This window comes from Flavobacterium acetivorans (genome assembly GCF_020911885.1).
Classification (GTDB): Bacteria; Bacteroidota; Bacteroidia; order Flavobacteriales; family Flavobacteriaceae; genus Flavobacterium; species Flavobacterium acetivorans.
In genome coordinates, this window is record NZ_CP087132.1 from 3,323,653 (window position 1) to 3,349,599 (window position 25,947).

Below are 25,947 nucleotides of genomic sequence, written 5' to 3' on the forward strand. Positions count from 1 at the left end.
CCTTACAGCAATCTATTTTTTTCAAAACTGCCTGCTTTTACTAAAATTTACAGCTGTTGTTGCTGTCATTAAGCATTCCTTACATCTCGCATTTTCTACTAACAATTCAACCTTATAATCATGACAAAAGATCTGATTATCGAAAATATCGATTCTTTAAAGAGTCACACGACTATCAATTACGGAATCAAGACAAAAACAGAAGCTTTTACCGAAAAACTGTTCTACACCTTGTTTGACTCTAATGCGCCCTTAAACGAAAGCATAGAAGAGCTAAAACAGCTATTCAAAGAGATTTCTGTAATCGCTTGTAAAAAACCCAAAGGAACATGCGATTCCATTTGGGAGCAATATCTGGAAAAGTTACCCGCCGTACTTGAAAATCTAAATCAAGATGCTTTATACATCTTAGAAAATGATCCCGCTTCAAACAGCATCGAAGAAGTATATCTTGCCTATCCCGGATTTTACGCCATTGCCATCTACAGATTGAGCCATGAATTATATCTTTTAGACTTGTTATTATTTTCCAGATTAATGAGCGAATACGCCCATCGAATCACCGGAACAGACATTCACGCTGGAGCAACCATAGCTTCGCCATTCTTTATCGACCACGCAACTGGAATTGTGATAGGAGAAACCGCCGTCATTGAAAAAAATGTAAAAATTTACCAAGGGGTTACTTTAGGAGCTTTAAGCGTTAGCAAAGACATGAAAAACACCAAAAGACATCCAACAGTCGAGAAAAACACTTGCATTTATGCTAATGCTACTATTTTAGGAGGAGAAACCATTATAGGAAAAAACAGCATCATTGGAGGAAACACATGGGTAACCAAATCAATTCCAGCCAAATCAATGGTAACTAATACCACAACTACAGAAGTGAAAATAAAAGAGCTAAAATAATATGGAGCCACAAAAATTATTAAACCTGATTGGAAACACTCCGCTGATGGAAACGGTGAATTTGATTAAAAATAAAAACGTAAAACTTTTATTGAAGCTTGAAGGAAATAATCCTGGAGGTAGCGTAAAAGACCGCGCCGCCTACAATATGATTGCAGCAGCATTAGAAAGAGGAGTTATCCAGAAAGGGGACAAACTTATTGAAGCCACTAGCGGCAACACCGGAATTGCCTTGGCCATGATTGCTCAATTATTCAATATCGAAATAGAATTAGTCCTACCTGAAGATTCTACCAAAGAGCGTACCCAAACCATGCGTGCTTATGGAGCCACAGTAACTTTGACCCCTGCCAAAGAAGGAATTCTTGGTTCCAGAGATTATGCCGATAAAAAAGTAGCCGAAGGCGGTTACATCATGTTAAATCAGTTTGCCAATGAGGATAATTGGAAAGCACATTATAAAACTACGGGACCCGAAATTTGGAATGACACTAATGGTAGCGTAACCCATTTTGTCTCAGCAATGGGAACGACAGGAACTATCATGGGAACCTCTACTTATTTGAAGGAGAAAAACGCCAATATTCAAATCATTGGCGCACAACCTAGCGACGGATCCCAAATTCCGGGAATCAGAAAATGGCCTGAGGAATATTTGCCTAAAATTTTTGATGCCTCAAAAGTAGATCGAATAATAGAAGTGAGTGAAAAGGAAGCTCGAGCCATGACAAAGCGATTAGCGCTCGAAGAAGGCGTATTTGCAGGAATGAGTTCCGGTGGTTCTGTAGCAGCCGCCTTGAAAATTGCCGAAGAAATAGAATCTGGCGTAATTGTAGCTATCATTTGTGATCGCGGAGATCGTTACTTGTCTTCGGATTTATTTGATTAGAGTCATTTATAACATAAAAAGAAAGGCTTATTTTTAAAAATGAGCCTTTCTTTTGATAAATAATACTATGGCAATTATTGTTCTAAGCTTGCTACCGAAGTAATTTCCGCATTTAGTACTTTAGAAACAGGACAATTTTTTTCGGCCTTCGTTACTAATTCTTGAAAAACGGCATCCGAAATTCCTTTTATTGTAGCCTTTACCGTTAGATGAGAACCTATAATGGTTCCTTCGACCAAATTAATGACAGCTTGAGTTTCGATACTTTCAATCTCAAAACCAGCTTCAGTTATATAAGCCGAAAGTTGCATTGTAAAACAGCCGGAATGAGCTGCAGCTATTAGTTCCTCCGGATTTGTACCAATTCCTTCTTCAAAACGGGAATGAAATGAATACTGAGTAGTGTCAAGAACCTTGCTTTGTGTAGTAAGCGTTCCTCCTCCTTCTTTAAGAGAACCTTTCCAAATTGCAGTGGCTTTTCTTTTCATAATTTTATATTTTTTTAGTTCCCTCTAATTTAGTTCTTTTTCAACTAGCTTGTCCTTCCTCATTAAAAAATAATGGTTAATCTGATTTTAAGTTTCTTTCATTTTTATCAATTATAACAGCCAAACTTGTTTCTTGAAAAAAATCATGCAAAAACAATAGAAAAAGTAGCTCCTTTATTATCTCCTTCGCTAAAGGCGGTGAGTTTTCCTTGATTTTTTTCGACAATCTTCTTGCATAAATACAATCCTATTCCTGTAGAAGCTTCTTTTGAAGTTCCAAGCTTACTCATCTTGGTAAATTTATCAAATAACTGTTCACTATAGGCTGGATCAAACCCCATTCCGTTATCAGAAACCGTAATATACAGTTCTTTATTTTTTGAATAAATTCGCAGTTGGATTTCACTGTCAGGAAACGAAAACTTAATTGCATTATCTATTAAATTAACCATTACCCTAATTAATAATTCCTTGTCAATTCTTAGATCCGCTTCTTTAACCTCAATCGACGTCAGCAATAAGATATTCTTGATCGTCATCAGCTGCCTGACCTGATCTTCAACAGCTAAAAAAACAGATTGAAACTCTATCCTCTTTGGCAGTAAATTGCTTTTTATGGCTTCGTCCTGTTCTTTTAAAAGCATTAAAAATTTTTCCAAATATTTAAATTGCTGGCTGGTCGAATGATGAATCATTTCTGCAAATTCTCTAATCTCTTCTGGGGGATCAGCTTCTAAAATAAGCTTAGCTAAAGCTTGTGGATTTCCGGCAAAATTTTTCAAATCATGCGAAAGCAGGTAAATCAAATCTTTCTTTTCATTAATAAAATTTTCACTGTCTAATATCAACTCATGAATATCCTGCATCAGCAAACCCGCTTCGTCATTAAAATTTGTCGGCAATTGAGACAAGGTTCTGTCAGTTTTATAATTATGCAAGGTTTTTGAAGCCAATTCAATTGGAACAACCAGTTTCCGTAAAACCAACAAAGTAAAAGCGGTTGCCATTAAAGTCATAACGAGTGTAAAAACAAGAATAGTCGTAGTTGAAAATGTAATATTTCCAAAAAGAATAAAGAACAACAACCCGATTAAAGGAATATGAATGCCAATAAATGCAACAAAAAGAAATTTAAAAACATAGCTCTTTTTAAGAAATCCAACCTTAGACAACCTTCGATACAAATCTATATTCATAATTTATTATTGTTATTAAATTAGTCTCTTTTTACTTACGAATATAATTATAATAACTTGAATAACAATAAAAAAAAAAGTTCCTCTAAAAAAAAGAAGCGCTCTCTCAAATCAAGATTGCTACCAACTGTGACTTATTAATTATTTTGCTAGTTTTGTTTCTAAAGCAAAAACAATAGAAAAGTTTTAAAAATTTCAATTATCAAGAGCATCTGCTATGAATGAAGACTGGCCTTACTTGAACAAATACCGACAAGAAAACACCCAACTCCCGCTTCCTAAACCCGATGAAAACAGAATTGTATTTATGGGAGATTCCATAACTGAATTTTGGAGCAGTGTTCAACCGGATTTCTTTCTAGGAAAAAACTACATCAATCGTGGAATTAGCGGACAAACCACCCCGCAAATGCTATTGCGATTTAGAGCCGATGTCATAATTTTAAAACCGAAACTAGTCGTACTTCTGGCAGGAGGTAATGATATTGCCGGAAATACCGGCCCTTCAACGTTGGAAATGATTCAAAACAATATCTTTTCAATGATTGAACTGGCTCAACTACACCACATCAAGCCTATTCTTTGTTCAGTTTTACCTGCCAATCATTTCTATTGGAAACCAAAGGAAAAACCAGCCGACACGATTATTGCTCTAAACAAAACTCTACGCCATTATGCTGAGACAAATAGTATCTTATTTGTCGACTATTACTCGCAAATGGTAAATGAAGATAAAGGACTAAAAGTAGGCTATACAGATGATGGTGTACATCCAAACCAAAAAGGATACGAAATCATGGCTCCTTTAATTGAAAAAACAATTGAACTCAGCCTTAGTAAAACATAATTCCACAAAACAAAAACCCAATCTCTATCTCTAGGATTGGGTTTTGCATAAAAATTAACTGCTATTATTTTAAAACAGAAAACACTATTTTAGAATCAGCATACACGCGATGCGTTTGCTTTTTAAAATCTTCTGGTTTTGCATAAAAAATATTGTCTACAAATGTTTGCGGATTCAAATCGATCAAAGGAAACCAGGTACTCTGAATTTGGATTTGGATTTTATGTCCCTTCTTAAAAGTATGCATCACATCCTGCAATTTGATATTTACAGCCGTTTTCTCATTGGCCACAAAAGGTTCCGGATGAACAAAACTATTTCTGAAACGACCTCGTATCACTTCACTACGCACCATCATATGGTAATTGCTCATTTTTAAATAAGGGGCAATTTCAGCTGTTTCTGGTTCGTCATTTGGAAATACATCAACCACTTTTACAATCCAATCCGCATCCGTTCCGGAGGTGGAAACCTGTAATTGTGCCAAAATATCTCCCGCCAAAGTCACATCATCCGATAATCGTTCCGTTTCAAAAACCAAAACATCAGGACGTCTCGCCGCAAAACGCTGGTCATCGGTCATGTATTTTCTTGGTGTAATCCCTTTTTGATTGATATCTTCGGTAAAAGGAACGGGCTTTTTAGGATCACTGACGAATTCCTGAAATTCAGCTTCCTTTTGTAGCCCTGTCGTTAATTTGGCTTCTGCCAAATAAAAATGCTCTTTTACCACATTTTTTGGTGGCCAGGCATCATAGGTTTTCCAGTCTTTAGCACCCGTATCAAAAACATAAGCTTCCGGCAATTTATTCTCCCCTTTTGCATTGTCTTTTAAGAAATGACGGAAAAAATTAGCTTCAATATTTTTTTGATAAAAAGCAGAAATACTATCGCCAAATTTTATGTTTCCAATGGTAGCTGTTGCACTATTCCTAGCCCAATCGCCGTGACTCCAAGGTCCCATAACTAGGGTATTGTAATTTTTGCTGCTTTTTTCAATGGCTTGATAGGTATTCAAAGGACCATATAAATCCTCGGCATCAAACCATCCTCCTACTGTCATTACAGCAGGTTTAATATCTTTTAAATGTTGGAGAATGCCGCGTTTTTGCCAGAAATCATCATAGCTGCTGTGGTCTTTTAGCTGTTGCCAAAATTCATTGTCCTTACCATAATATTTATCCAAATTAGACAAGGGTCCCGCATCCAGAAAAAACTGATAATCATCCTTAGTCCCTAAATCCGGAAACTGATACCAAGCCTTGGTTGTTTTTTCCGATTTTTGAATACCAAATAAAGGGGTTGCTTTCCAATAACTCAGTAAATAAGCTCCATTGTGGTGAAAATCATCAAAAAAGAAATCACTGATGCAAGCCTGTGGCGAAACTGCCTTCAAAGCAGGATGATTACTTAATAAAGAATAGGTAGAATAAAATCCGGGATATGAAATTCCCCAAACACCCACATTCCCATTGTTGTTGGCCACGTTTTTAACCAGCCAATCAATCGTGTCATAAGTATCCGAAGCTTCATCTACTTGGGTTTTTCCTTTTTTATTGGGAATAAAAGCACGCATGTTGTCATAAAGTCCATCGCTCATCCAGCGGCCGCGTACGTCTTGGTAAACCACAATATAACCTTCTTTCATCATGGTTTCGCTTGGGCCGATACTCTTCTTAAATTCGGTTGCTCCATAAGGCGCACAGCTGTAAGGTGTGCGCTGCATAATAATAGGATATTTTTTAGATTGGTCTTTGGGCGCATAAATAGCGGTAAACAAGGTGGCACCGTCGCGCATTTTTATTTGCACCTCTTTCTTCGTATAAGTATCGCCAACATTACTTGGACTGTTTTGTGCCAATACGCCAGTGGTGATTACCAAAAACGCAATAAATAATAGTTTTTTCATATAGATAATTGCTAATTATAGAATCGTAAATGTATTCAGAATAATGACTATTTTAAAATTTAGTTTTGAAAGAAATAAAATTAAATCATTTCATTACAATCCCAAACTTCATATAAAACTGTTATTATTTCAAATAACAAGCGTGTTTTCAAGTTTAAACCCGAATAAAACACCCTCTTTTCAAAAATATTTGCTAATTTGAATTTATAAAAGTTTACAAACGCTTATTTTTGCGCCATGGCAAAGAAAAATACAGACAAAGTTGTCTTTCATCAAATAAAAGTCCTTGATGCAGGTGCAAAAGGCGTTTCGGTAGCAAAGGCTCCCGATGGTAAAGTAGTGTTTATTCCGAATGTCGTTCCGGGTGATGTGGTTGACGTGCAAACTTTTAAGAAGCGTAAGGCCTATTACGAAGGGAAAGCTGTTCATTTTCATGAATTCTCAGAGCATCGTGTAGAACCTGTTTGCGAGCACTTTGGTGTTTGTGGCGGTTGTAAATGGCAAAATATGAAGTACAGTCAACAGCTGTATTACAAGCAAAATGAAGTCTTGAATCATTTACAACGCATCGGAAAAATCGAACTTCCGGAATTTGAACCTATATTAGGATCAGAGAAAAAGTTCTTTTATAGAAATAAAATGGAATTTTCTTTTTCTAACAGCCGTTGGTTGACTGAAGCTGAAATAGGAAGTACCGAAGATTTAGGCAACAGAAATGCACTAGGTTTCCATATTCCTAAAATGTGGGACAAAATCCTGGACATTAATAAATGTCACTTACAAGAAGATCCATCAAATGCGATTAGAAATGAAGTAAGAGCTTTTGCTAACGAGCATGGCTTGACTTTCTTTAACCCCAGAGCGCACGAAGGTTTATTAAGAACTTTAATGTTAAGAACGGCTTCAACCGGGGAAATCATGGTTTTGATTCAATTTTTCGAAAACGACAAAGCCAACAGAGAATTGATCCTAGACCATCTTTATGCGAAATTTCCTCAAATCACTTCCTTACAATATGTGGTGAACAATAAAGCCAACGATACTTTATACGATACCGATATTAAATTATACAAAGGTAGAGATTACATTCTGGAAGAAATGGAAGGTTTAAAGTTTAGCATCAATGCAAAATCTTTCTACCAAACCAATTCAGATCAAGCCTACGAATTATACAAAATAACAAGAGATTTCGCTGGCCTGACCGGAAACGAAATCGTTTATGATTTATACACTGGAACAGGAACTATTGCTCAGTTTGTTTCTAAAAAAGCAAAAAAAGTAATAGGAGTAGAAAGTGTTCCTGATGCGATTAAAGATGCTAAAGCAAATGCGGTACGCAATGAAATTAGCAATTGTGAATTCTTTGTAGGAGACATGAAAGTGGTTTTTAACGATGAATTCATTGCACAACACGGCCATCCTGATGTGATTATCACCGATCCGCCAAGAGACGGAATGCACAAAGACGTAATTGAACAAATCATGAAAATCGCTCCTGAGAAAGTGGTTTACGTAAGCTGTAATTCGGCTACACAAGCGCGTGACTTAGCCCTGATGGACGAGAAATACAAAGTGACTCGTGTACGTCCTGTGGATATGTTTCCGCAAACACATCACGTAGAAAACGTAGTTCTTCTCGAAAGAAGAAAATAGTAATCAGTGGCCAGTATCAGTTAGCACTAATGCCAAACTGAACACTGAACACTGAACACTGAATATTAGTATATGAAAAAAACATTTTTATTTCTATTTGCACTTGCTTTCGCTTTCTCCAGCTGTGAGAAAGATGATATTTGCGATGCCAATACGCCAACTACACCACGATTAGTGATTTCATTTTATGATATCAATAATTCCTCTATTCCAAAAACGGTTACAAATCTAAAAATAATTGGAGAAGGAATGACCGATGGAATTATCTTTAAAGGGAGCGACTTAATCAGTGGTACTACCGTTTCTATTCCGCTAAAAACAGATGCAAACACAAGTACATTTCGTTTTATATCCAATTTTGGAAACCCAAATCCTGCCGCAGTCAATGAAGACATTATCAAATTTGACTATACCAGAGAAGATTTTTTTGTATCAAGAGCGTGCGGATTTAAAACACTTTTTACTTTAGATCCCCTTACTCCTTTTACCCATACTGATGCTGCCGTTGCAGATGGAAAATGGATGCAATATGTAGCCGTTAAAAAAAGTAACATAGAAACCGAAAATGAAACACACCTTGAAATCTATTTTTAGCATTTGTCTAATTTTATCGTTGTTTTTTGCCAATGCCCAAGAGACTACCCCAAAAAAGGAATCTGATGTCTCCAAAACGGCAGGCGTAATTCCTGACAACGGGAATTCAAAAATGGTAAAATTAACCGCAGCAAAAATGACCGACAGTGTTATTGTCCCAGTAAAAACAAATCGATACGGATTGCGTGTGGGTGTGGATTTATTCAAATTGACCCGAGCTTTATATGACAAAGATTATAAAGGGATCGAATTTACAGGAGATTATCGTTTGACCAAAAAATATTATTTGGCCGCTGAACTGGGAAATGAAAATAAAACCACCGATGATGAACGATTGAATTTTACTACCAAAGGTTCTTATCTAAAAGCAGGTTTTGATTATAATGCTTATGAAAACTGGCTAGATATGGAGAATATCATCTCTATAGGATTGCGATATGGCTTTAGTACTTTTAGTCAGGAATTAAATAACTATAAAATTTACAATTCCAATCCTTATTTTGGTGAAACTGCTGCGATTGTTTCCGGAGAAAAATTCAACGGCTTATCGGCACATTGGCTGGAAGTAGTCGCTGGTGTAAAAGCAAAAGTATTCAATAATGTATTCATGGGATTCAGCCTCCGCTTGAATACCTTGATTTCCAATAAAAAACCGGATAATTTTGACAACTTATACATTCCGGGTTTCAACCGTACTTATAATGGTAGTTTTGGAGTAGGATTCAACTACACTGTGAGCTATTTCATTCCTATCTACAAAAAGAAACTAAAACCAGAAGAAGCAACAACTGGGAACAAAAAATAAACTTGCTAAATTATTCTTTTTAGTTTTTTTTCGAAAACATAAAAAAACGCAAATTCATCGATTGTATAATCAGTGAATTTGCGGTTTTTAATTACCGTTTTAAACTAAACTTAGTTTATTTCTCTAAATCCTTTTAATAAAATCCATCTCATAAATAATTTCTCGCCGTCTTTAGTCTTTACCGCTTGAAACTTTGGAGACAAAAGTGTTCCTACAACAAATGCTGTTCCCGGAATCCATATTCCTGTTAAATTAGTATACTTCTCCGCCAAAAAACGAACTGAAATAAATAATATTGCAAAACAACCTAATTGGTATAAAAATGCGCGTACTTGTAATCTTGTCATCTTAATAAGTTATGTGTTAATCCTCTCTCCAAACTGCATTCTGCAAACTGATTACTGATTATCAGAAACCTGAAATTTCGTTCTCTTGCTTCCTTCATACATTTCATATTTCACCAAGCGAGCTTCCAAACTGGCGTTGAAAAGTTTGATTTTTCTGGAAGGTTTCAAACCTACAAATTTCAATGCTTCTAGATTTGCTGTTATAAACCAAGCATTTGTTGCGGGATAATTCTTCTTCAAGGTATCACCAATATTTTTGTAAAATTCTTCCATGTGAATGTCTAATCGCTCATCATAAGGCGGATTAAATACCATGTGCAATTTCCCTTGGGTAGTTTTTTCGGTATCAAAGAAATTTCTTTCTTCAATTGTAATGTATTCATCCAAATTAGCATTTCTGATATTGTCTTTGGCTTTACTCACCGCCGATGGCGCTTTATCATACCCTTTTATCGTGTAATGAAATTCTCTTACTTTTTTTAATAAACTATCCACAATTTGATCAAACAAATTGTTGTCCCAATCGTGCCATTTTTCGAAAGCAAATTCTTTACGGTTGATGTTTGCCGGAATATTACAGGCAATCATTGCTGCCTCTGCTAAGAAAGTCCCGGAACCACACATTGGGTCCAAGAAATCTCCTTGTCCGTCCCAGCCCGAAAGCAATAAAACGCCCGCAGCCAAAACTTCATTAATAGGCGCAATATTAGTTGCGGTTCTATAGCCACGTTGGTGCAATGAATTCCCGGAAGTATCCAGCGCAACCGAAACTTGGTCCTTATCAATATGAATGTTGATTCTTAAATCCGGATGCACTTTATCGATGCTCGGGCGTTGTCCGGTTCTTTCTCTAAATTGATCCACAATGGCATCTTTACATTTTTGAGAAACAAATTCAGAGTGATTAAAATTAGTAGAGTGTACGGTGGCGTCAATTACAAAAGTTTGATTGGCATTGATGTATCTGGACCAGTTTACCCCTGAAATTCCTTTGTATAAAGCTTGTTCATTATTAGCTCTAAAAGAATAAATAGGTTTCAAAATTTTCAAAGCCGTACGCAGCGACAAATTGGCTTTGTACATAAATCCTTTATCTCCCTTAAAACTTACCATTCTTACTCCTTGCTCAACGTCTTGTGCGCCTAACATTTGTAATTCCTTTGCTAATATTTCTTCAAAACCAAAAAAGGTTTTGGCAACCATCTTAAAATTATTTTCCATTTGTGTGTATCAATTAAAACAGACCTTTTTCTGTTTAATATTCTGTCGGGGAGAAAAATTAGACAATTCTCGCCGAGAATCACCCTGTATCTCCCCCGATTCGTTATTTTTCAGCAAAAATACACTAAATTTGCGGGACTTGAATTAATTGAAAAAGAATAAATGTCTGAAGAACAAAAACCAACACCTATAAATCAACAACAACCAAGCGAAACTTGGTTTAGTTCTTGGTTCGATACTCCATATTATCACATCCTTTATAAAGACCGAAATTACAGGGAAGCTCAGGTTTTCATGGATAATTTAACGCATTATCTCAATTTGCCTGAGAAGGCCAAAGTATTAGATTTAGCCTGTGGCAAAGGGCGTCATGCAATCTATTTGAACCAATTGGGCTTTGATGTTATTGGTGCTGATTTGTCAGAAAACAGCATTACCGAAGCCAGTAAGAATGCCAACGAAGCCTTGCATTTTAAAGTCCATGACATGCGAGAAGCTTTTGAAGAAAAGTATGATGCCATTTTCAATTTGTTTACCAGTTTTGGTTATTTCGAAAATGACGAAGACAACCTTAAAACACTAAAAGCAATCAAAGAAAGCCTTTCGGAATATGGTTTTGCCGTGATTGACTTTATGAATGTCCACCAAGTGCTCGATACCCTTGTTCCAGAGGAAATAAAAACTGTGGATGGAATCGATTTTCACCTAAAACGCTATTTAAAAGACGGGCACATCTATAAAGAAATTGACTTTGAAGACAAAGGACAAAAGTTTCATTATACCGAAAAAGTGAAAGCCTTGACACTAGAAGATTTTGAAAGCCTGATGGAAGAAGCTGGCATTTATCTTCTGGATATCTTTGGGGATTATAAACTAAAAAAGTTTCATAAAACCGAAAGCGAAAGACTCATCCTTATTTTCAAATAGTTGATTCGGTTAATTGCTTATGTGGTTAATCGAAAAAATGAATACACCATTAAACAGATAGATTAACAGTTAAATAAATAAACAGTTAAACAAAAAACATGAATTATCTTTTACCCTTACTCTCAGTTCTAGTTGGTTATATTGCTGCCTTGCTTATAAAGCCAAAAAACAAAACCAATTTGAAGTTATTATTGGCTTTTAGTGGTTCTTTTTTACTTTCCCTGACCGTTATGCATTTATTACCGGAAGTTTACGAAAGCCATAACCATAGCATTGGTATCTTCATCATGCTGGGAATTTTGTTCCAAATCCTACTCGAATTTTTCTCCAAAGGCGCTGAACACGGGCACGTACACGGACATCCAAACATGACTCATATTCCTTGGTTATTGTTTATCAGCCTCTGTATCCATGCTTTTCTGGAAGGATTCCCCGTGGGACACCACAATCATTTAGCTGTAGGAATCGCCATTCATCATTTGCCTATTGCCATCATATTAACTACTTTTTTCATCAATTCCCACCTAAATAAAAAAGCAATTTTTGCCTTTATGTTTACCTTTGCATTGATGACTCCGCTAGGAACACTAGCGTCTGATTATTTGCCTGTTTTAAATGATTATCATACCCAAATTACAGCCGTAGTAATAGGGATATTATTCCATATTTCCTCAACTATTATTTTTGAAAGTAGCGAAGGACATAAGTTTAATATTGCCAAAGTTTCGATGATTGTTTTCGGAATTATATTGGCTTATTTTGTTTAATCCTCTTTGATGCACAACATACGAATTCTATCTATAGTTATCCGTAAAAAATTTGAATATTAAAAAAATGACCTTCACAAAAACAACCGAACAATCCTCAAAATACGAGCACTTAGAAACGATGTCCGTACAGGAATTGCTTGTCAACATCAATCAGGAAGACAAAACAGTACCCGATGCCGTAGAAAAAGCCCTTCCACAAATTGAAGCTTTGATAGCGCAAATTGTCCCTAAAATGAAACTCGGCGGGAGACTTTTTTATATCGGTGCCGGAACCTCGGGACGCTTAGGGATTTTGGATGCTTCAGAATGCCCGCCAACCTTTGGAGTTCCTTTTGACTTAGTAGTTGGAATCATTGCTGGGGGCGACACCGCAATTCGCAAAGCAGTAGAAAATGCAGAAGATAATACCACACAGGCTTGGAAAGATTTACAGGAATTTAATATAAATACGAATGATGTCGTGATTGGGATTGCCGCTTCGGGAACTACTCCCTATGTTATTGGAGGTTTAGAAAAATGCAATGAAAATAACATTATAACTGGAAGCATTTCTTGCAATGCCGAAAGTCCGCTTTCGCAAACGGCCCAATTCCCTATCGAAGTGGTTGTAGGACCGGAATTTGTTACCGGAAGCTCAAGAATGAAAGCTGGAACTGCACAAAAATTAGTACTGAACATGATTACAACCGCAACCATGATTCAGCTGGGAAAGGTAAAAGGAAATAAAATGGTCGACATGCAACTCAGCAACAACAAACTGGTCGATCGTGGTATAAAAATGATCGTAGGAGAAATTGCTGTAAGCTATGAAGAAGCCTCTGAATTGCTAAAAAAACACGGCAGTGTCAGAAAAGCAATTGACTACTATAATCGAAAGTAATACTATTATTTTTAAACTCATAAAACAGCAATGAATAAAGAATTATTATCCAAAGGAATTAAATATTTAGCCTGGGCATTGCCTTTACTATTTGTTGGTCCGTCTGTGATTCACAATGCGTTTATAAACAAACAAAACGTATGGCACTATCTGGTTTTAGGAGTTGGCATTGTTACATGTCTTGGCGGCGTGTATTTACTTTTTATGGGATTAAAAACAATTACAAAAGCAATATTTAACGACTAATGGAAGAGCTTATTCACATCCAAAAAACATTTGAGAAAGTTATCTTTATTGATAAAAAAGTCAGCAATAGAGAATTTGAAGATTGTGTTTTCAAGAATTGCGATTTCTCAAACAGCAATTTCTCGAATAACACTTTCATGGACTGTGAATTTATAGATTGCAACCTTTCTATGACTGAACTACTTGGAACTAGTCTAAAAACGGTCAGTTTTAGAAATTGTAAGCTGTTGGGAATCCAGTTTAGTACTTGCGCTGATTTTATGTTTTCGGTTCATTTTCAGGACTGTATTTTGGATTATTCTTCTTTTGCTAATAAGAAAATGCCCAAGACAAAATTTAATTCATGTTCGCTAAAAGAGGCTAATTTTACAAATTGCGACCTTTCTGTTTCGGTTTTTGATAATTGCAATTTAGATAACGCCATTTTTAATGACACCCAATTGAAGGAAGTCAATTTCTTGACAGCGTACAACTATAAAATTGATCCAGAATTCAATCCGATGAAAAAAGCCAAGTTCTCCGTTCAGGGAATTCCTGGACTTTTAGATAAATATGATATCAAAATTCAATAGAAATGGATTGCAATAACCACTATCTCGCAAGCGTAAAAAAGCAAATGCGCTATTACAAAACAATTGGCGAAAAAGCGATAGATCAATTGGAACCGGAACAGCTTTTTATTGTCACAAACGATGATTCTAACAGCATTTCGGCAATTGTAAAACATCTGTCAGGGAACATGCTGTCTCGCTGGACTGATTTTTTGACCTCTGACGGGGAAAAAGAGTGGAGAGAACGCGATGCTGAATTTGAAACCAATATCACATCCAAAGAAGAATTGTTGGCAACATGGAATAAAGGTTGGGACTGTTTTTTTCAAGCAATTGAATCGCTAAAACCGGAAGATCTTTTGCAAATTATCTATATCCGAAACGAAGGACAAACTGCATTGGACGCCATAAACAGACAATTGGCGCATTATCCTTATCACATAGGACAAATTGTATTTTATGCCAAACAATTAAAAAATAACGCCTGGGAAAGCCTTTCCATTCCCAAAAATAAATCCAATAGTTACAATAACGATAAATTTGCCCAAGAAAAAGAAATCAAACACTTTACTGATGCCGAATTAAAAAAACTAAATAAAAAATAAAAACTTAGAAATGAACAAATTATTACTAATTCCTGTACTACTTTTGATGTGTTCTTGTTACAATGTGGAACGCAATTGCAAAGATTTTAAAACCGGCAAATTCCGTTTTGATTACGAAGTAGACGGTGTAAAGAAAACAACTCTTTTTGAGCGAAATGACAGCATCGAAATAGAGACTTTTGAAGGAAAGACAGATACCGCTTCAATTCGATGGATTAACGACTGTGAGTATGTTTTGACAAAATTGCACCCTAAAAATAAAAATGAAGCACAATCAATTGCAATGAAAATTTTGACAACATCAGGAAATACTTATACCTTTGAATTCGGAATGGTTGGTACGGGACAAAAGCAAAAAGGGACCGTAACAAAACTTGAAGACTAAAGACTAATCATTCAAAAAAGACTAAATTAAAACTTAATAACTAAAAAAAATGGAAGTATTTTTAAATCCTGATGCTTGGATTGCCTTGTTAACGTTGACCTTTCTGGAAATTATTCTGGGAATAGACAACATAATTTTTATTTCAATCGTAACGGGAAAACTACCCGAAGAGAAACGAAAAAAAGCTACTAAAATCGGTTTGTTTCTAGCGATGTTTATGCGTATCGCTTTACTTTTTGGAATCACGTTATTAATTGCCATGAAAGAACCTTTCTTTAGTGTTAACTGGCGCTGGTTTAGTGCTGATTTTACCGGTCAAGCAATCATTTTACTATTGGGAGGAATCTTCTTGATTTATAAGAGTACGAAAGAAATTCACGAAAAAGTAGATCACAAAGGGGAAGAAGAGCTTGATTTAAAAACAGCGGCTACAAAGTCTTTTGGGAATGTTATATTCCAAATTTTACTGATTGACCTTATTTTCTCTGTTGACAGTATCTTAACTGCTGTTGGTATGACCAATGGTGTAGAAGGCGCTTTATACATTATGATAACTGCCGTTGTAATTTCTGTGGGAGTCATGATGCTTTTTGCTGTTCCTGTTGGGAATTTTGTAAATGCAAACCCTTCGATTCAAATTTTAGGTTTGGCCTTCTTAATCCTTATCGGATTTATGTTAATCACTGAAAGTATGCATTTATCCAATGCCGCTTTGGTAGGAGAACATGTAGGTGCTGTTCCTAAAGCTTATCTGTACTTTGCCATTGCATTTTCACTGGCAGTAGAATTTCTGAACATGAAAATGAGAAAAAAGAAATAGTTTTTCTATAAAAAAAGCTCCTAAAATTTAGGAGCTTTTTTATTTTTAAAACAAGATTACTTGTCCATCCTCATCGAGATGTACATCTCCTTCATCAGTATTGGTTTCTCCTTTTGCTTCTTCCGGAATAACTTCTTCTGGAATTTCATAAGCCAAAGGTTCTAACATATTTATTTGCTTCAATTTTTCCGTTGTCAACTGATTCCCAAGTGCTTTAAATCCTTTTACGGCAATAAAATCCTCTATATCAACAGTTACACTTTCTTTTTGAACACCTTTTACTTTTGGAAAAACTAATTCAACCACTGGACGATAATCCGTAGATACAATTTCCAATTGTGAATTTGGATGTTCGGTTATAAAGCTTTCTTCTTTGTTTTCGGTTTCGACCAAGAATCGTTTTACATAGTAACGTTCTTTTTCACCATCGTAATAAATAGCCGAGATTGGTTTTTTAGGAATCCATTTTTCCAAAACTACCATGTCAGGATCAAAATGCGTGGACAATTCTGGTGTAATAACTTTTAATTTACCCGATTGATGGATAATCAAAATTTTATCACTTGGCCTGAATTCGCCCAATAATTCTCCTCTTGCATCTACATTTAATCTTTGAACCGTCTCATCATACCAAACTTTCCTTGGCAATAAAGTTGAGATTCCTTTTTCCTTAATTTCAATTTTCTTGATTGGGTATTTGGAGACCAAATTCCCTTTAGAAGCTCGACCTTTAATCGCTAAACTGGCAAAATCAATGTCAAATTTAAGTTTTTTAATACTTCCTATTTGGCGTAAAATTATTGTCACCACTTCGGCTTCTCCGTTTGGATTACAAGTAAAATAGAGAATCTGTGAGCCTTTGGTACCATTAGTCAAATCATACAATTTATCTCTGGTAACCCCTGAAACATTAAATCTTTTGATATAAGAAGGCCCCGATTTTCCATCGCGATAAATCACATTATAAATAGTACGTTTGTCACTTTTGTCAAAAATAGCCACATGAATAATATCTTTCCCTGCAAAAGTCTTAGCATCGACCTTAGTGACCATCATGCTTCCATCACGAAGAAAAACAATCACATCATCAATATCAGAACAATCTGTCACATACTCGTCTTTTTTCAAGCTCGTTCCTACAAATCCTTCTTCACGATTGACATATAATTTGGTGTTTCGTAAAACTACCTTCGTAGCCTCGATATCGTCAAAAATACGCAGTTCGGTTTGGCGTTCTCTTCCTTTTCCGTATTTCTCTTTTAGTTTTGTAAAATAGGCAATAGCAAAATCGACGATATGTGCTAAATGGTGCTCTACTTCTTTCATTTCATCCTCTAACTTAGCGATAAAATCATCCGCTTTATCAGAGTCAAAACGAGTAATACGAATCATTGGGATTTGCGTTAAACGATGCAAATCGTCATCATTAATTTCTCTGACAAATGCTTTCTTGAAAGGTTCAAATTGGTCGTACATGTATTTGTACAATGACTCTTTATCAGAATACAATTTGAAATCAATGTACATTTCTTCCCGAATGAATATTTTCTCCAAAGTAGAAAAATGCCATTTGTTTTTTAATTCTTCTAACTGAATTTCCAGTTCTTGTCGAAGCAAATCAACCGTTCTTTCTGTCGAAATTTTCAACATCTCAGAAACGCCTATAAACAAAGGTTTGTTATCTTCAATTACACAACCCAGCGGAGCCACAGATGTTTCGCAAGCTGTAAAGGCAAACAAGGCATCGATGGTTTTGTCTGGAGAAACACCCGGAAATAAGTGAATCAAAATCTCCACTTCGGCAGCGGTATTGTCTTCAATTTTCTTGATTTTGATTTTCCCTTTATCATTGGCTTTCAAAATACTATCAATAAGAGACGTAGTATTAGTCGAAAACGGAATTTGGGTAATTACCAAGGTGTTTTTATCCAGCTGGGCAATTTTAGCACGTACACGTACACGCCCACCACGCAGACCGTCATTATAATTAGTCACATCGGCAATACCTTGAGTCATAAAATCAGGATATAGCGTAAAAGGCTTCCCTTTCAGGATCTTTATCGATGCATCAATTAACTCATTAAAATTATGAGGCAATACTTTAGTAGAAAGTCCCACGGCAATACCTTCAGCTCCTTGAGCCAAAAGCAATGGAAACTTAACCGGAAGATTATTAGGTTCAGCCCTTCTTCCGTCATAAGAAACGCCCCAATCAGTAATCTTTGGCGAATACAAAACTTCTAAAGCAAATTTAGACAAACGTGCCTCGATGTAACGGGAAGCTGCCGCACCATCACCAGTTAGGATATTTCCCCAGTTTCCCTGACAGTCAATCAACAATTCCTTTTGTCCAATTTGTACCATCGCATCACCAATGCTTGCATCACCATGTGGGTGGTACTGCATGGTATGTCCTACAACATTAGCCACTTTATTGTAACGTCCGTCATCCAACTCTTTCAGGGAATGCATGATTCTGCGCTGTACTGGTTTAAAACCGTCTTCAATAGCAGGAACCGCACGTTCCAGAATTACATAAGAAGCATAATCTAGAAACCAGTCCTTGTACATTCCTGTAACTTTGGTAATGGTATCATTTCCGTCTTCCTGATGATCGTAAAAATGCTCTCCTTCGTGCTTTTGTACTTCTTGTTGCGCTTCGGGATTTATATTTTCTTCTTCGTCCATTTATTTTCTTTGAATTCTATAAGAACTATGATTATCAACTTATGTTATTATACTTCTTCTTCAACTACATCCAATTCTACCTTCAGATTCTTGATGATAAATTCCTGTCGATCGGGTGTGTTTTTCCCCATATAAAAAGACAACAATTGCTCAATCGAAGTGTTTTTGTCCATCATAATAGGATCCAGACGAATGGTATCGCCAATAAAATTCTTGAACTCATCAGGCGAAATTTCTCCTAAACCTTTAAATCGGGTGATTTCCGGTTTTGGTTTTAATTTTTCAATCGCCTCTTTTCTTTCTTCGTCAGAATAGCAATAAATCGTTTCTTTCTTGTTTCTCACCCTGAAAAGTGGCGTTTGCAAAATATACAAATGTCCTTCTTTGATCAGCTCGGGGAAAAATTGCAGAAAAAAAGTAATCAATAACAATCGGATGTGCATTCCATCGACATCGGCATCGGTAGCGATCACAATGTTATTGTAACGCAATTTCTCTAAGCCATCTTCGATATCCAAAGCCGCTTGAAGCAAATTGAACTCTTCGTTTTCATACACAATTTTCTTGCTCATTCCGTATGAATTTAAAGGCTTACCACGCAAACTAAAAACAGCTTGTGTATTTACATCGCGCGATTTAGTAATCGACCCAGAAGCCGAATCTCCCTCGGTAATAAAAAGCGTACTTTCTAAGTTTCTAGGATTTTTGGTATCTGGAAGGTGCGCCCGACAATCTCTCAATTTTTTATTGTGAAGATTGGCTTTTTTAGCACGATCTGTAGCTAATTTTCGAATTCCGGACAATTCTTTACGTTCTCTTTCAGCCTGCAAAATTTTACGCAATAAGGCTTCTGCAGTGGGAGGGTTTTTATGTAAATAATTATCTAATTTGGTTTTAATAAAGTCGTTTACAAAAGTACGAACCGAAATTGGCGGCGTTCCATCATCAGAGCCCATATCTGTTGAGCCCAATTTAGTTTTGGTTTGCGACTCAAATACGGGTTCCATCACTTTGATACTAATGGCACTCACAATCGATTTACGCACATCAGAGGCTTCAAAACTTTTATTGTAAAACTCACGAATGGTTTTTACGATCGCTTCTCTATAAGCCGCTAAGTGCGTTCCTCCTTGGGTCGTATTTTGACCATTGACAAAAGAGTGATATTCCTCGCTGTATTGTGTTTTACTGTGCGTTAAAGCAATCTCGATATCCTTTTCCTTCAAATGAATAATTGGATATTCTAAATCTTCAGCACTGATGGTTTCTTCCAATAAATCCCTAAGACCATTCTCAGAAATGTATTTTTCGCCATTGAAAATAATTGTCAAACCATTGTTTAGGTAACAATAATTTTTAACCATTTTTATGACATACTCGTAGCGGAACTTGTAATTTTTAAAAATCGCTTCGTCCGGAATAAAAGTTACCTTGGTTCCTTTTCTCTTTGTGGTATCAACTATATCTTCTTCCAGAACTAAATTTCCTGCCGAGAACTCAGCTGCTTTTTGTTTTTCGTCACGAACCGATTCTACACGAAAATAATTCGAAAGTGCATTCACCGCCTTGGTTCCCACACCATTCAAACCTACCGATTTCTGGAAAGCTTTAGAATCATACTTTCCTCCTGTATTCATTTTCGAAACAACATCGACCACTTTTCCAAGCGGAATTCCACGGCCGTAATCCCTTACAGCCACCGTTTTGTCCTTAATCGTTACCTCGATTGTTTTACCTGCACCCATAACGAATTCATCGATACAGTTGTCTAATACCTCTTTTAGAAGAATATAAATACCATCATCAGGTGAAGAACCATCACCTAGTTTCCCAATGTACATACCGGGACGCATACGAATGTGTTCTTTCCAATCGAGCGACCGAATATTATCCTCGGTATATTTATTTTGATCTGACATTTTAAATTTTGTGGATTTTGTGCTAATATAGGATATCTCGATTTATTTTAAAAGGAGAAGCCTTCAAAGTTATCAAAAATGATATTGACAACCCCATTTGAGATTAAAAACCACGAATTTAGGATAACATCCCCATATTTACAGCCCAATATTTTTTACTATATCTCTTAACTGATTATCGAATTCAGGATTAGAAATTGCTCCTTTTTCACTATCAAAATTATCATAAAAACTCGGAAGAGAGAAAGTAGCTTTTACGTCTGCACCATAGCGCGGAAAGGCATTTTTGGCAATTTCAAGAACATTGGCTCCTCCTCTTTTCCCATCAGAAGTTGCCATAAGCAGCATTGGTTTTTGCTGAAAAACCTTTACCGTAATTCTGGAACACCAGTCAAAAACATTCTTGAAAGCCGCTGAATAATTGCTGTTGTTTTCGGCCAAAGAAACCACCAAAAAATCGGCGCTGGCCATTTTATCCAAAAAAGCTTGTGCTAAAGGATGATGCCCAATTTCCTTTTCGATATCTACGCTAAACAAAGGCATTTGAAAATCATTTAAATCCAAGACCTCAACTTGCTCATTTTCAAATAAATGAGCCGCATAGGTTGCTAATTTTTTGTTTATTGAATTTTTACTTGGGCTTGCTCCAAAGGCGATGATTTTCATTGTTCTTGTTTTTTTTCTAAAAGTAACAAAAAAAACGTGACCAAAAAAAAACCGCAAAATTGCTTTTGCGGTTTCATCTATTCTCTTTGTCCTTTATTCTATTCTCTAAAAATTACACATTAAAACGGAAATGCATCACATCACCATCTTTTACAATATATTCTTTTCCTTCAACTTTAAATTTTCCGGCTTCTTTACATTTAGCTTCCGATCCGTAATGAACGAAATCTTCATACGAAATAACCTCAGCACGAATAAATCCTTTTTCAAAATCAGTATGAATTACTCCTGCAGCCTGTGGCGCAGTTGCTCCAATATTAATAGTCCAAGCACGAACTTCTTTGACACCTGCTGTAAAATACGTTTGTTGTTTCAACAATTTGTAAGCAGCACGAATCAAGACAGAAGCCCCTGGTTCTTTCAATCCCATGTCTTCTAAGAAAACTTGACGCTCTTCATAACTTTCTAATTCGGTAATATCAGCCTCAGCACCTACTGAAAGAATAATTACTTCGGCATCTTCGTCTTTTACTAATTCACGAACCTGATCCACATATTTGTTTCCGTTTACCGCTGAATTTTCATCCACATTACAAACATACAACACCGGTTTAGCGGTAATTAACTGAAAACTTTCCATCAATACTTCCTCTTCATTAGATTGAGGAACAATCGTTCTGGCTGATTTTGCTTGTAAAAGCGACTCTCTGATTCGATCCAAAAGTGCCTTTTCAGTTTGTGCTTCTTTATTTCCGGTTTTAGCGGCGCGGTTTACTTTTTCTAAACGTTTTTCAACTGTATCTAAATCTTTCAATTGCAACTCAATATCAATCGTTTCTTTGTCACGAATAGGATTTACATTTCCATCAACATGGACAATATTATCGTTATCAAAACAACGCAATACATGAATAATAGCATTACACTCTCTAATGTTTCCTAAAAACTGATTTCCAAGACCTTCTCCCTTACTGGCTCCTTTTACTAAGCCGGCAATATCAACTATATCAACAGTTGCCATTTGAACACGCTCTGGCTTAACCAATTCTTCTAATTTTTCAATTCTTGGATCCGGAACGTTTACAACACCTATATTTGGCTCAATTGTACAAAAAGGGAAATTAGCACTTTGTGCTTTTGCATTTGATAAACAATTAAATAATGTTGATTTTCCAACATTTGGCAATCCTACAATTCCTGCTTTCATATGTAGTTACTATTTATTTTTTAATGGAATAGATTCTAGCCATTCTTCCTTGTTTTTACGATAGAAGCATGACAATTTTAAAATATATCTTCACAAATAGCATTTACCGCTATTCTATAAAATAGATCTGTATATTTTTTTTGCAAATATAACATTTAATACATCCTAGATTTCAGAAATCTTTATATTAATATTTCTTTAATTATTTATGTTAAAAAAACATAGTTATCTTAATATTTTGTTAAAAAAAATTATATATTGCAACTGATTAGCTATCCAAAAAACCAAACTCAAAATTCCATTAATTATGAAAAAAATTGCTTTATTGTTCCTATTCCTTAATGCAAGTTTTCTTTTCGCCCAAAAAGAAATCTCCGGACTAGTAAAAGACAACACTGGCACAATATTACCAGGAGTTAATATTGTAGAAAAAGGAACTTCAAATGGTGTTTCCTCGGATTCAAATGGAACCTATAGAATAAATGTCAAAGAAGGTGCAACATTGGTTTTTAGCTACGTAGGCTTTACAACTGTAGAAAAACTAGCCTTAAATTCCAAAACAGACATAGTATTATCCCCTGAAGGAGGCCAAGAACTGAAAGAAATTCAAGTTGTAGGCTCTAGGAATACCAAAAGAACCGTTGTAAACTCAGCAGTTCCTATAGATGTAATCAACGTTAGAGATGTTACTACACAAAGCGGAAAATTAGAAATCAATGAATTATTACAATATGTTGCCCCCTCTTTTAATGCCAATAAGCAATCCGGATCGGATGGTGCTGACCACGTAGATCCAGCCTCATTAAGAGGTTTAGGTCCTGACCAAACACTTGTCTTGATTAACGGAAAAAGAAGACATCAATCCTCACTCATCAACATATTTGGAACTCGTGGTCGTGGAAACACAGGAACGGATTTAAATGCCATTCCGGCCTCTTCAATTAAAAGAATAGAAATCCTGAGAGATGGTGCCGCTGCTCAATATGGCTCTGATGCCATTGCGGGGGTAATTAATATTGTCCTTAACGACAATGTAGACGAACTAACTGGTTCTATAACTTATGGAGCATTCAACACCAATGCAAAAGGAGATTTTCTTTCTGGTACCGCAAACACAGACGGATATCGTTTAGACAAAAACGGCAATGGAAATTCATTTGGGAAAAATCAAAATTTTGATGGTGGATCTCTAAAAATAGCTGCAAATTATGGTGTCGCCCTTGGAGAAAAAGGAGGTTTTGCTAATTTCACCGCAGAATATTTAAACAAAAACAAAACCTTGCGTCCCGGATATGACTTTAGAAAAGGATTTGGAGAGGCCGAAATACAAGGTTTCAACTTTTTTGGAAACATGGCGATTCCTGTTTCTGACAAAACCCAGTTCTACGCCTTTGGAGGAAGAAATTACAGAGACACTGATGCCTATGCTTTTACCAGAAATGGCGGAGAAAGAGTAGTTGAATCTATTTACCCAGGTGGATATACACCTAGAATTACTTCAAATATTCTTGACAATTCTCTTGCTGCAGGTTTCAGAACTGAAACAGCAAGTGGCTGGAAAATTGACATTAGCAATACTTATGGAAAAAACCTTTTCCATTATTTTATTAAAGGAACCATCAACGCCTCATTAGAAGCAGCTTCTCCTTTAGAATTTGATGCCGGAGGACACAGCTTAAGTCAAAATACGATGAATTTTGATTTTTCAAAAAATTATAGCTCGGTGTTAAACGGAATGAATCTTGCTTTTGGAGCTGAATTCCGTACGGAAAAATTTGAGATTTTTGCTGGTGAAGAAGGTTCTTATACTACTTATGACACTAACGGACGCCCTATTACAGATCCAGCAAATCAATCTGCTCCTACCATTCCTAATCCTGATTATGATCCTAGCGATCCGGATTCTCCAGCAGTTCTATCAAGACCCGGAGGCTCTCAAGGTTTCCCTGGTTACAGTCCAGCTAATGAAGTAGACAAAAGTCGTACTAACTTATCCCTTTATACTGATGCCGAATTTGACGTAACCGACAGCTTTCTTGTAAGTACAGCCGTACGATTTGAGAATTACAGCGATTTTGGAAGTACCCTTAACGGAAAACTAGCTGCCCGATTGAAAGCTACCAAAAACATCAATTTCAGAGGTTCCATAAGTACGGGATTTAGAGCTCCTTCCTTGGCACAAATTTACTATAATTTACGTTTTACTAACTTCAATGCTGGCGGAGCTGTAGAAGTTATTCTTTCTCCAAATAACAGCCCGGTAACAAAAGCCTTTGGCATTCAAAAACTAAACGAAGAAAAAGCAGTTAATGCTTCTTTAGGATTTACTTCTTCTTTTGGCGATTTCACCGCTACGGTTGACGGTTATTACATCAAAGTTAAAGACAGAATTGTACTGACCGGATATTTTGATGCCAGTACATTAAATATTGGAGTTTCGGAAGCACAATTTTTTACCAATGGTGTAGATACCAGAACCGCAGGTTTAGACATGGTTTTTGCCTGGAAAAAATCATTTGGTGATTCAAAATTCGGAGCTACACTAGTTGGAAATATCAATGACATGAAAATTGACAATGTAAAAAACAAAAATCTGGACGAAGGCACTTTCTTTGGAAAACGCGAAAAAGCCTTTTTATTGGCTTCAGCCCCTAAAAGCAAATTTGGTTTGAATCTTAATTATTCTAAAAATAAATTTGATGCAGGTTTAGCTTTTACGCATTTCAGCAAAGTTGTCTTAGTAGATTATGCTGATGAAGATGATGTTTACAACGCAAAAACTGTTACCGATTTAACCTTAGGTTATAAATTATCCAAAAACTTAAAGCTGAGCGTTGGTAGCAATAACCTTTTTAACATTTATCCTGACAAACAAGACGAGCAAGGCAACACCGAGGCTGGTGGTTACTGGGATGCCGTTCAAATGGGATTCAGTGGAGCTTACTATTATGCAAGACTTGGATTTAATTTCTAAGCGCTTAAACCAATTAAAAAAGGCTGTCAAGAAAATTAATTTCTTGACAGCCTTTTTTAATTATATAATGAAAAAATATATTTATTCGTTATGTAAAAACGATTGCCTGTTCAACAAGGTTTCTTCGCTTTCTACGTGATTATCATCTGGGATACAACAGTCAACAGGACAAACTGCCGCACATTGTGGCTCATCATGAAAACCTTTACACTCTGTACATTTTCCAGGAACAATATAATAAATATCATCTGAGATAGGAGTTTGAGCCGCTTCAGCATCCACTTCGCTACCATCAGGTAAAATTACTTTTCCGCTTAGTTTTGTACCGTCTTTATATCTCCAGTCGTCTGCACCTTCATATATTGCAGTATTTGGGCACTCTGGCTCACAAGCGCCACAATTGATACATTCGTCTGTTATTATGATTGCCATTCTTTCTATTAATTAG

Annotated in this window: 25 protein-coding genes; 15 read left to right on the forward strand and 10 right to left on the reverse strand. The window is 36.1% G+C overall.

The window, feature by feature from the left end:
* The first annotated feature begins 120 nt into the window (after nucleotides 1-120).
* Nucleotides 121-912: a serine O-acetyltransferase EpsC gene (epsC, locus tag LNP19_RS14395; RefSeq protein WP_230062591.1), complete on the forward strand. Its 792-nt coding sequence runs from the start codon at nucleotides 121-123 to the stop codon at nucleotides 910-912.
* Between the two features lies 1 nt (nucleotide 913).
* A complete protein-coding gene (gene cysM / locus LNP19_RS14400; RefSeq protein ID WP_230062592.1) occupies nucleotides 914-1,801 on the forward strand; it encodes a cysteine synthase CysM in 888 nt (295 codons plus the stop codon).
* 74 nt (nucleotides 1,802-1,875) lie between these two features.
* Here cysM and LNP19_RS14405 read toward each other — a convergent pair whose 3' ends face one another.
* On the reverse strand, nucleotides 1,876-2,289 hold the full coding sequence (locus LNP19_RS14405) for an OsmC family protein (RefSeq protein ID WP_230062593.1): 414 nt from the start codon (nucleotides 2,287-2,289) through the stop codon (nucleotides 1,876-1,878).
* A 143-nt stretch (nucleotides 2,290-2,432) separates the two neighbouring features.
* Nucleotides 2,433-3,485 (reverse strand): sensor histidine kinase, encoded by a 1,053-nt coding sequence (locus tag LNP19_RS14410; protein ID WP_230062594.1) that lies wholly within the window; start codon nucleotides 3,483-3,485, stop codon nucleotides 2,433-2,435.
* Between the two features lie 217 nt (nucleotides 3,486-3,702).
* On the opposite strand from LNP19_RS14410, the gene LNP19_RS14415 reads away from it, so the two are divergent.
* On the forward strand, nucleotides 3,703-4,332 hold the full coding sequence (locus LNP19_RS14415) for an SGNH/GDSL hydrolase family protein (RefSeq protein WP_230062595.1): 630 nt from the start codon (nucleotides 3,703-3,705) through the stop codon (nucleotides 4,330-4,332).
* A 64-nt stretch (nucleotides 4,333-4,396) separates the two neighbouring features.
* On the opposite strand, the gene LNP19_RS14420 is transcribed toward LNP19_RS14415, so the two are convergent.
* Nucleotides 4,397-6,241 (reverse strand): CocE/NonD family hydrolase, encoded by a 1,845-nt coding sequence (locus LNP19_RS14420; protein WP_230062596.1) that lies wholly within the window; start codon nucleotides 6,239-6,241, stop codon nucleotides 4,397-4,399.
* Nucleotides 6,242-6,478: 237 nt separating this feature from the next.
* Here LNP19_RS14420 and rlmD point away from each other — a divergent pair, with 237 nt between their 5' ends.
* The 3 genes from rlmD to LNP19_RS14435 all read left to right on the forward strand — a co-directional run bounded on the left by rlmD (nucleotide 6,479) and on the right by LNP19_RS14435 (nucleotide 9,293).
* On the forward strand, nucleotides 6,479-7,894 hold the full coding sequence (gene rlmD, locus LNP19_RS14425) for a 23S rRNA (uracil(1939)-C(5))-methyltransferase RlmD (protein WP_230062597.1): 1,416 nt from the start codon (nucleotides 6,479-6,481) through the stop codon (nucleotides 7,892-7,894).
* Between the two features lie 72 nt (nucleotides 7,895-7,966).
* On the forward strand, nucleotides 7,967-8,488 hold the full coding sequence (locus tag LNP19_RS14430) for a DUF6452 family protein (RefSeq protein WP_072938150.1): 522 nt from the start codon (nucleotides 7,967-7,969) through the stop codon (nucleotides 8,486-8,488).
* Nucleotides 8,460-9,293 (forward strand): DUF6048 family protein, encoded by an 834-nt coding sequence (locus LNP19_RS14435; protein WP_230062598.1) that lies wholly within the window; start codon nucleotides 8,460-8,462, stop codon nucleotides 9,291-9,293. The genes LNP19_RS14430 and LNP19_RS14435 overlap by 29 nt, the downstream gene beginning before the upstream one ends.
* Before the next feature lie 110 nt (nucleotides 9,294-9,403).
* Here LNP19_RS14435 and LNP19_RS14440 read toward each other — a convergent pair whose 3' ends face one another.
* The gene (locus LNP19_RS14440; RefSeq protein ID WP_230062599.1) at nucleotides 9,404-9,640 is read right to left on the reverse strand and encodes a hypothetical protein; all 237 of its coding nucleotides are present in this window, start codon (nucleotides 9,638-9,640) and stop codon (nucleotides 9,404-9,406) included.
* A gap of 51 nt (nucleotides 9,641-9,691) precedes the next feature.
* The gene (locus tag LNP19_RS14445; RefSeq protein WP_230062600.1) at nucleotides 9,692-10,861 is read right to left on the reverse strand and encodes a THUMP domain-containing class I SAM-dependent RNA methyltransferase; all 1,170 of its coding nucleotides are present in this window, start codon (nucleotides 10,859-10,861) and stop codon (nucleotides 9,692-9,694) included.
* A gap of 162 nt (nucleotides 10,862-11,023) precedes the next feature.
* On the opposite strand from LNP19_RS14445, the gene LNP19_RS14450 reads away from it, so the two are divergent.
* From LNP19_RS14450 to LNP19_RS14485, 8 genes are all read left to right on the forward strand, one after another.
* Complete coding sequence (locus LNP19_RS14450; RefSeq protein WP_230062601.1) at nucleotides 11,024-11,788, forward strand: class I SAM-dependent methyltransferase; 765 nt, start codon at nucleotides 11,024-11,026, stop codon at nucleotides 11,786-11,788.
* 98 nt (nucleotides 11,789-11,886) lie between these two features.
* Nucleotides 11,887-12,555, forward strand: coding sequence for a ZIP family metal transporter (locus LNP19_RS14455; RefSeq protein ID WP_230062602.1), 669 nt, complete (start codon nucleotides 11,887-11,889; stop codon nucleotides 12,553-12,555).
* 67 nt (nucleotides 12,556-12,622) lie between these two features.
* Nucleotides 12,623-13,438, forward strand: coding sequence for an N-acetylmuramic acid 6-phosphate etherase (murQ, locus tag LNP19_RS14460; protein ID WP_230062603.1), 816 nt, complete (start codon nucleotides 12,623-12,625; stop codon nucleotides 13,436-13,438).
* 30 nt (nucleotides 13,439-13,468) lie between these two features.
* Complete coding sequence (locus LNP19_RS14465; protein ID WP_230062604.1) at nucleotides 13,469-13,684, forward strand: DUF6095 family protein; 216 nt, start codon at nucleotides 13,469-13,471, stop codon at nucleotides 13,682-13,684.
* On the forward strand, nucleotides 13,684-14,256 hold the full coding sequence (locus LNP19_RS14470) for a pentapeptide repeat-containing protein (RefSeq protein ID WP_230062605.1): 573 nt from the start codon (nucleotides 13,684-13,686) through the stop codon (nucleotides 14,254-14,256). The genes LNP19_RS14465 and LNP19_RS14470 overlap by 1 nt, the downstream gene beginning before the upstream one ends.
* A gap of 2 nt (nucleotides 14,257-14,258) precedes the next feature.
* The gene (locus LNP19_RS14475; RefSeq protein ID WP_230062606.1) at nucleotides 14,259-14,840 is read left to right on the forward strand and encodes a DUF1572 family protein; all 582 of its coding nucleotides are present in this window, start codon (nucleotides 14,259-14,261) and stop codon (nucleotides 14,838-14,840) included.
* Nucleotides 14,841-14,850: 10 nt separating this feature from the next.
* Entirely contained in the window at nucleotides 14,851-15,225 is a 375-nt protein-coding gene (locus tag LNP19_RS14480; protein ID WP_230062607.1) for a DNA topoisomerase IV, read from the forward strand.
* Between the two features lie 49 nt (nucleotides 15,226-15,274).
* Nucleotides 15,275-16,045 carry a TerC family protein gene (locus tag LNP19_RS14485; protein ID WP_230062608.1) on the forward strand — a complete coding sequence of 257 codons (771 nt, stop codon included), beginning with the start codon at nucleotides 15,275-15,277 and terminating at the stop codon, nucleotides 16,043-16,045.
* Nucleotides 16,046-16,090: 45 nt separating this feature from the next.
* Here LNP19_RS14485 and LNP19_RS14490 read toward each other — a convergent pair whose 3' ends face one another.
* The 4 genes from LNP19_RS14490 to ychF form a co-directional block, all read right to left on the reverse strand.
* Nucleotides 16,091-18,733, reverse strand: coding sequence for a DNA gyrase/topoisomerase IV subunit A (locus LNP19_RS14490; protein WP_230062609.1), 2,643 nt, complete (start codon nucleotides 18,731-18,733; stop codon nucleotides 16,091-16,093).
* A gap of 47 nt (nucleotides 18,734-18,780) precedes the next feature.
* Complete coding sequence (locus LNP19_RS14495) at nucleotides 18,781-20,652, reverse strand: DNA topoisomerase IV subunit B (RefSeq protein WP_230062610.1); 1,872 nt, start codon at nucleotides 20,650-20,652, stop codon at nucleotides 18,781-18,783.
* A gap of 138 nt (nucleotides 20,653-20,790) precedes the next feature.
* On the reverse strand, nucleotides 20,791-21,318 hold the full coding sequence (locus LNP19_RS14500; RefSeq protein ID WP_230062611.1) for an NADPH-dependent FMN reductase: 528 nt from the start codon (nucleotides 21,316-21,318) through the stop codon (nucleotides 20,791-20,793).
* 112 nt (nucleotides 21,319-21,430) lie between these two features.
* Nucleotides 21,431-22,525, reverse strand: a complete 1,095-nt coding sequence (gene ychF / locus LNP19_RS14505) for a redox-regulated ATPase YchF (RefSeq protein WP_072938190.1) — start codon at nucleotides 22,523-22,525, stop codon at nucleotides 21,431-21,433.
* Nucleotides 22,526-22,832: 307 nt separating this feature from the next.
* Here ychF and LNP19_RS14510 point away from each other — a divergent pair, with 307 nt between their 5' ends.
* Nucleotides 22,833-25,499, forward strand: coding sequence for a TonB-dependent receptor (locus tag LNP19_RS14510; RefSeq protein ID WP_230062612.1), 2,667 nt, complete (start codon nucleotides 22,833-22,835; stop codon nucleotides 25,497-25,499).
* An 81-nt stretch (nucleotides 25,500-25,580) separates the two neighbouring features.
* On the opposite strand, the gene LNP19_RS14515 is transcribed toward LNP19_RS14510, so the two are convergent.
* Nucleotides 25,581-25,931, reverse strand: a complete 351-nt coding sequence (locus tag LNP19_RS14515; RefSeq protein WP_072938200.1) for a 4Fe-4S dicluster domain-containing protein — start codon at nucleotides 25,929-25,931, stop codon at nucleotides 25,581-25,583.
* Nucleotides 25,932-25,947 lie beyond the last annotated feature (16 nt).